This is a genomic window from uncultured Arenimonas sp. (genome assembly GCF_963976025.1).
In the GTDB taxonomy this organism is placed as follows: domain Bacteria; phylum Pseudomonadota; class Gammaproteobacteria; order Xanthomonadales; family Xanthomonadaceae; genus Arenimonas.
Genome location: NZ_CAXBJS010000149.1, coordinates 1 through 6,712, shown reverse-complemented (window position 1 = coordinate 6,712; position 6,712 = coordinate 1). Strand labels below are relative to the sequence as shown.

Annotated in this window: 6 protein-coding genes; 2 read left to right on the top strand and 4 right to left on the bottom strand. The window is 67.8% G+C overall.

The genetic code is table 11. The features are described from left to right. Positions 1-58: 58 nt before the first annotated feature. Positions 59-1,777 carry an oligopeptide:H+ symporter gene (locus tag AACZ35_RS11125; RefSeq protein ID WP_339829234.1) on the bottom strand — a complete coding sequence of 573 codons (1,719 nt, stop codon included), beginning with the start codon at positions 1,775-1,777 and terminating at the stop codon, positions 59-61. A 110-nt stretch (positions 1,778-1,887) separates the two neighbouring features. On the opposite strand from AACZ35_RS11125, the gene AACZ35_RS11120 reads away from it, so the two are divergent. Together AACZ35_RS11120 and AACZ35_RS11115 are read left to right on the top strand one after the other, a co-directional pair. Then, positions 1,888-3,978, top strand: coding sequence for a S9 family peptidase (locus AACZ35_RS11120; protein ID WP_339829231.1), 2,091 nt, complete (start codon positions 1,888-1,890; stop codon positions 3,976-3,978). Between the two features lies 1 nt (position 3,979). After that, positions 3,980-4,738 (top strand): helix-turn-helix domain-containing protein, encoded by a 759-nt coding sequence (locus AACZ35_RS11115; RefSeq protein ID WP_339829229.1) that lies wholly within the window; start codon positions 3,980-3,982, stop codon positions 4,736-4,738. Here the strand turns inward: AACZ35_RS11115 and AACZ35_RS11110 are convergent, their stop codons facing one another. Genes AACZ35_RS11110 through ccoS form a run of 3 tightly spaced genes read right to left on the bottom strand, consistent with a single transcriptional unit; the run spans position 4,739 to position 6,537 of the window. Continuing rightward, the gene (locus tag AACZ35_RS11110; protein ID WP_339829226.1) at positions 4,739-5,629 is read right to left on the bottom strand and encodes a pseudouridine synthase; all 891 of its coding nucleotides are present in this window, start codon (positions 5,627-5,629) and stop codon (positions 4,739-4,741) included. Then, the gene (locus AACZ35_RS11105; protein WP_339829223.1) at positions 5,630-6,343 is read right to left on the bottom strand and encodes a sulfite exporter TauE/SafE family protein; all 714 of its coding nucleotides are present in this window, start codon (positions 6,341-6,343) and stop codon (positions 5,630-5,632) included. Beyond that, positions 6,343-6,537, bottom strand: coding sequence for a cbb3-type cytochrome oxidase assembly protein CcoS (ccoS, locus tag AACZ35_RS11100; RefSeq protein WP_339829220.1), 195 nt, complete (start codon positions 6,535-6,537; stop codon positions 6,343-6,345). Before ccoS ends, AACZ35_RS11105 begins: the two co-directional genes overlap by 1 nt. Between the last annotated feature and the right edge of the window lie 175 nt (positions 6,538-6,712).

Sequence of the window (6,712 nt, the reverse complement as noted above, 5' to 3'; positions counted from 1 at the left end):
GTTCCAAAAAAACGGCGCCCTGGTGGGCGCCGTTTTTTTTGCCGGATGAGGGGAGGGCCTATTTCACCCCATGCATCCAACGCCTCACCAGCGGGCTGGCAAGCGCGAACACCAGGCCGGTGCCGACGCCGACCCAGAGCATCAGTTCGAACAGGCCGCCGTACTTCGCCCCGGCCTCGGCCATGTCGATGACGCCGTCGGCGGGCAGGTCCAGCGCCGCGAGTTTTCCGAACTGCGCCGCCAGCACTTCCGAATAGGCGGTGGCCAGCCAGAAGGCGCCCATCATCAGGCCCACCACGCGGGCGACCGACAGCTGGGTCACCGCCGACAGGCCGATCGGCGACAGGCACATCTCGCCGATCTCCAGCACGAAGTAGGCCAGCACCAGCCACCAGACGCTGGCCATCACGCCGCCCGAAGCTGATTCAGCGGCAAGCATCAGTGGCACGAAGGCCAGGCCGGCCGCGACCAGGCCGATGCCCATTTTCATCGGCTTGGACGGATTGAGGCCGCGCCGGTCCAGCCAGGGCCACAGCCAGGCGAACAGCGGCGACAGCACCACGATGAAAAACGCACCCAGGAAGGTCAGCGAACCGGCGGTCTGCTGCACCATCACCACGTCGTGCACGATCGCCACGCCGATGCCCAGGGCCAGCAGCGCGACCATGGCCTTGGCGAAACCGTCGCGGCCGCGGTCGCTGGCTTTCAGCGCCAGCACCATCAGCACCGGGCTCAGGCCCAGCGCGAAGATGGCCCAGGGCACGGTGGCCTGGTAGCCGATCGGCAGCGCGCCGAACAGGTCCTTGGTGAGCATGCGGTCGGTGAAGGTCACCCAGGACCCGTAGGTCTGCTCGTACAGGGTGAAGAACACCAGCACGCCGATGATCAGGAACACCAGCGCCAGCATCTGCTGGCGCTCCCTGCGGCTGCAGTGTTTGACCAGGAACCAGGCAAACCAGGCCAGGAAGACCACCGCGATCAGGTGCATCGCGCCGTGCACGGTCCAGGTGCGCTGGATCAGCTGCCAGACCAGGGCGACGCCGGCGATGCTGCCCAGGTAGATCCAGATTTCTCGGCTGAACGGCCCGACCCGCTGGCGCAGCTTCGCCGGGTCATTGGGTTCGGCCTGGCCCATCAGGTACTTCTGTCCCCAAAGGAAGACGATGAGGCCGGCGATCATGCCGATGCCGGCGGCGCCGAAGCCATATTTCCAGCCGTAGGTTTCGCCCAGGAAGGCGCAGACCAGGCTGGCGAACATCGCACCGACGTTGATGCCCGCGTAGAACACCGTGAAGCCCGAATCGAGCCGCGGGTCATTGGCCGGGTACAGCCGGCCGACGATGGTCGAGATGTTCGGCTTCAGGAACCCCACGCCCATGATGATCAGCGCCAGCGACAGGTAGAACACCTGCAGGGCACCTTCATCACGCACGATCACGCCGTCCACCAGGCGGGCCTGCTCCCCCTCGAAGGCCATGCCCAGGTGGCCCAGCACCAGCAGCACCGCGCCGAACACCACGGCCTTGCGCATGCCCAGGTAGCGGTCGGCGAGCAGGCCGCCGATCACCGGCACGGCGTAAACCAGCCCGCCGTAGGCCCCCAGCAGGTCCAGTCCCAGTTCGTCCGTGAACAGGTGGTACTTCAGCAGGTAAAGCAGAAGCAGCGCCTTCATGCCGTAGAACGAGAATCGTTCCCACATTTCCGTGAAGAAGCAGACGTACAGGCCCTTGGGATGGCCCAGGAAGTCGTCGCGGGCGGGCAGGGTGGTCTCGTTCACGGTCGGGCTCCGGTTGGGGTCGGCCGAGTATAGGGTCGGGTGGGCCCGCCGGCTTTGCCTCCCCCGGCAGGGGCGCCTAACATGTCGGCTGGCTTCCCAAGGATCACGTCATGGCCCTGCGTTCCCTGCTTACCGTGCTGCTGGCGCCGGCTTTCCTGGCCCCCGCGGTGGTCGCCGCCAAACCCTTCGACGCCCGTGACCTGGTCACGCTTGAACGCGTCTCCGCGCCGACCCTGTCGCCCGACGGCCGGCACCTGCTGCTGACGGTGCGCGAAGTCGACTTCGACGCCAACAAGGCCAGCACCGGCCTGTGGATCGAGAACCTGTTCGCGCGCGACGCGGCGCCGCCGGTGCGTTTCACGCCCGAAGGGTTCGGCGCCAGCAGCGCGGCGTTCGCGCCCGACGGCAGCGCGGTGTATTTCCTGTCCTCGAAGTCGGGCTCCTCGCAGCTCTGGAAGCAGGCTGTCGACGGCGGCGAGCCGGTGCAGGTCAGCGACTACCCGCTGCCGGTCGGCACCTTCAAGATTTCGCCCGATGGCAAGGCCGTGGCGCTGAGCTTCGAGGTATTCACCGACTGCGGCACCCTGGCCTGCACCAAGGAAAAACTTGATGCCAAGGCGGCCGCCAAGACCAGCGGCGTGCTGTACGAAGGCTTGTTCGTCCGCCACTGGGACACCTGGAAGGACGGTCGTCGCAACCAGCTGTTCGTCGCCCGCTTCAACGACGAAGGCAAGGCCGGTAGCGAACCGGCGCGCGTGAGCGCCGGCATCGAAGGCGACGTGCCCGCCAAGCCCTTCGGTGGCAAGGAAGACTACACCTGGGCGCCGGACAGCCAGTCGCTGGTGTTCGCCGCCAAGGCCGTGGGCCGCGAGGAGGCCTGGTCCACCGACTACGACCTCTACCACGCGCGTGCCACCGGCAGCGGCGCGCCGAAGAACCTGACCGAGGCCAACCCCGCCCTGGACGGCGGCCCGGTGTTTTCGGCCGACGGCAAGACCCTGTACTACCGCGCCATGAAACACCCGGGCTTCGAAGCCGACCGCCTGGCCCTGATGGCCATGGACCTGGCCAGCGGCAAGACCCGCGAGATCGCGCCCGACTGGGACCGCTCCGCCAGCAACATCACGCTGTCGGCGGACGGCAGGTCGATCTACACCACGACCCAGGACGTCGGCACCTACGCGCTTTACAAGGTGGACATCGCCAGCGGCGAGGCCAGCAAGGTCATCGGCGGCGGCACGGTCGGCGGTTACGACCTGGTCGGCGACACCCTGGCCTACACCTTCGAGGACCTCGACTCCCCGGCCCAGGCCTTCGTGGCCCGCGCCGACGGCAGCCAGGCCCGGCAGGTGACCAACAACAATGCCGAGGCGCTGGAACACATCCAGTTCGGCGCCTACGAGCAGTTCAACTTCAAGGGCTGGAACGACGAAACCGTGCACGGTTACGTGGTCAAGCCGGTGGGCTACGAGGAAGGCAAGCAGTATCCGGTGGCCTTCCTTATCCACGGCGGCCCGCAGGGCAGCTTCGGCAACAACTTCCACTACCGCTGGAATGCGCAGACCTATGCCGGCGCCGGCTTCGCGGTGGTGATGATCGACTTCCACGGCTCCACCGGTTACGGCCAGGCCTTCACCGATTCGATCACCGGCGACTGGGGCGGCAAGCCGCTCGAGGACCTGCAGAAAGGCTGGGCCGCGGCGCAGGAAAAATATTCCTTCCTCGACGGCGAACGCGCCTGTGCGCTGGGCGGCAGCTACGGCGGTTACATGGTGGCCTGGATCGCCGGCAACTGGCCCGATGGTTTCGACTGCCTGGTCAACCACGCCGGCGTGGTCGATACCCGCATCATGGGCTTCAACACCGAAGAGCTGTGGTTCACAGAGTGGGAAAACGGCGGCACCCCGGTGCAGTCGCCCGAAGCCTACGAGCAGTTCAATCCGATCAAACACGTCGACAAGTGGAAGGCCCCGATGCTGGTGATCCACGGCCAGCTCGACTACCGCGTGCTGGTGGAACAGGGCCTGGCCGCGTTCTCGGCCGCCCAGCGCCAGGGCGTGCCCAGCCAGCTGCTGTATTTCCCGGACGAAAACCACTGGATCCTCAAGCCGCACAACAGCGTGCTCTGGCACGACACGGTCAATGCCTGGCTCAAGCGCTGGACCGCGGAAGACGCCGGAACGGAGCCGGCCAAGGACTGATATGACGGCCGAAGTACTCGACCTCGACCGCCTGCGGCGCAGCTGCGCGCAGTGTTCACTGCACGTGCTGTGCCTGCCGGCCGGCATTGGCGGTCGCGACCTGGAACAGCTGGACGAAATCGTGCGCACGCGTCGGCCACTGGGCAAGGGCGACACGCTGTTCCGCTCCGGCCAGGCGCTGGGCTCGCTGTACGTGGCCCGCGAGGGCGCCTTCAAGACCGTGGCCATCGATGCCGAAGGCGAACAGCAGGTGGTCGGCTTCCACCTGCCCGGCGAGCTGATGGGCCTGGACGCGATGGGCACCGGCAAACACGCCTGTGAAGCCGAAGCGCTGTCGCCGGCCAGCGTCTGCGAAATCCCGATGGGCCAGCTCGAAGCAGTCTGCCGCGAAGTGCCCGGCCTGCAGCACCAGCTGCTGCGAATCATCGGCCAGGGCATCAACCGCGACCAGTCGCATCTTGAAATGCTGGGCCGCCGCCAGGCGCACGAGCGCGTGGCCCTGTTCCTGCACGGCTTGTCGGAACGCTACAAGCTGCTCGGCCAGCCGCACGACGTCTTCACCCTGCCGATGAGCCGCGAGGACATCGCCAGCTACCTGGGCCTGGTCATCGAAACGGTAAGCCGCACCCTGACCAAGCTCCAGGACGAAGGTGTCATCGCCGTGCGCGGCCGCCAGCTGAAGATCCTCGACCGGGTGCGGCTTGACGCCCTGGTGCATGCGCCGGCGGCATCCGCCGGCAGGGCCCGCGAGCTTCGCTGATCAGCCCGGGAGCTGCCGGCCGCTGCAGAAGCTTCGCGGGTCGCCATCGAGCGGATCGATGAACGACAGCCGTTTCGCCAGCAGCTGCAGCGGCGCCGAATAGTCCCCGGCTGCGCGGTGGTCAAGCGACGGATACAGCCTGTCATTGGCGATCGGCGCGCCCAGTGCCGCCATGTGCAGGCGGAGCTGGTGCTTGCGGCCGGTGACTGGCTCAAGGGCATAACGCCAGTCCGGCTCGCCGCGATCGATCACGTCGATGCGGGTTTCGCTGTTGTCCGGGCCCTGCGTTTCCTGCATGCGGAAGAAAGGTTCGCCGGCGGCGATCCGGCTCGTGCGCACGCAGGGAAAGCGCAGGCCGGGAAGGGCAGGCGCCATCGCCTCGTACTGCTTCCGGATGCGCCGCTCGCGGAAAAGCGCCTGGTAACGTGCACGCGATTGAGGGTTGGTCGAAAACAGGACCAGCCCGGCCGTTTCGCGGTCAATACGATGCAGCGGCACCAGGTCCGGGTTGCCGGTGCGGCGGATCAAGCGGCCCAGCAGGGTTTCATGCACATGGGCGCCGGAAGGAGTGACCGGCAGGAAGTGGGGTTTGTCCGCCACCAGCAGGTGTTCGTCGGCGTGCAGCACGACTTCCTCGAAAGGAATTCGTGGTTCGTCGGCGACCTCCCGGAAATAGTGGACTTCCTGCCCGACGTTGAACGGCGTGTCCGGCCCGATCCATTGCCCCGCGTCATCCAGAACGCGTCCGCGCGCCATCCGGTCCAGCCACGCCGGGCGCGGCACCGCCGGGAACCGATCGCAGAGGCAATCGAGCACCGTGGTCCAATCGCCAGGTGGCAGCTGCAGCGTGCTTGCGGCGAGTCCATCAAGATCGGGCGGGCGCTTTCGCATTCAGATCGAACGGCAGCCCAGGGCTTCAAGCACCGAATGGATCGCCGGCTGGCCGGCCAGCCAGGGGCCCGCCAGCGTGACCACGCCCGCCAGCGCCACCAGGCCGGCGGCGCCGTAGCGCCAGGCGCGGTTGGCCAGCAGCTGGCCCAGGCGGGCGCCGCTCCAGGTGACCGGTACCATGGTCGCCATCGTGCCGATGCCGAAGCTGGCCATCACCAGCGCGCCGTGCAGGGCGCTGGCTTCCAGCCACGCGGCGACCAGCACCGTGCTCGACAGTCCGCAGGGCAGCCAGCCCCAGAGCAGGCCCTGGGCCCAGGGCCGCCAGGGGCCGTGCACCGGCAGCTTCGACTGCAGTGGCCGCAGCATTTTCCAGAACCAGGCGCCGCCGCGCGAAAGGAAACCCAGCCTGCGCGGCCACAGCAGGCGCACGGCGACCAGGATCAGCACGCCGCCCATGGCCATGCGCAGGCCGGTGGCCAGCGCTTCGGACCGGGCGAGCAGCAGCAGGCCACCGCCAAAGGCGCCAACCAGGGCGCCGGCAATCGTGTAGCCCAGCACGCGGCCGGTGTTGAGCGCGAACGCGGTGCCCAGGCCGGGTTTTGGCGACGTCGCCGCCAGGCCGGTGGCGATGCCGCCGCACATGGCGATGCAGTGCACGCCGCCCAGCAGGCCGGTCAGCAGCGCCGCGCCCAGCACCAGCAGGTCGACCGGCATCAGTCGGCGTCGCGTGGTTCGCGCTTGTCGCGCGCTTCGGGATCCGGCGCCGGACGGTCGTCTTCGCGCAGCATGTCCAGCGCCGGGGTGTCGAGGTCGTCGAACTGCCCGCGCTTGACCGCCCACAGGAAAAACCAGATCGCCGCGACGAGCAGGAGCAGCGAAACCGGGATCAGGGCGAGCAGGATGTTCAAGCGGCTAAACCTTTCGTGCGCCCCAGGCGCAGGGCGTTTGCGGTGACGACCAGCGACGAGGCGGCCATGCCCAGCGCCGCCAGTCCGGGGCCGACCAGGCCCAGTGCCGCCAGGGGCAGGGCCACGACATTGTAGGCCAGTGCCCAGGCCAGGTTCTGCCGGATGATGTGGCGGG

Bases quoted from the DNA above. Each gene is read 5' to 3' on its own strand.
- AACZ35_RS11110 (WP_339829226.1), bottom strand. From the start codon at position 5,629: ATGCGAAAGCGCCCGCCCGATCTTGATGGACTCGCCGCAAGCACGCTG.
- AACZ35_RS11105 (WP_339829223.1), bottom strand. From the start codon at position 6,343: ATGCCGGTCGACCTGCTGGTGCTGGGCGCGGCGCTGCTGACCGGCCTG.
- AACZ35_RS11120 (WP_339829231.1), top strand. From the start codon at position 1,888: ATGGCCCTGCGTTCCCTGCTTACCGTGCTGCTGGCGCCGGCTTTCCTG.
- AACZ35_RS11115 (WP_339829229.1), top strand. From the start codon at position 3,980: ATGACGGCCGAAGTACTCGACCTCGACCGCCTGCGGCGCAGCTGCGCG.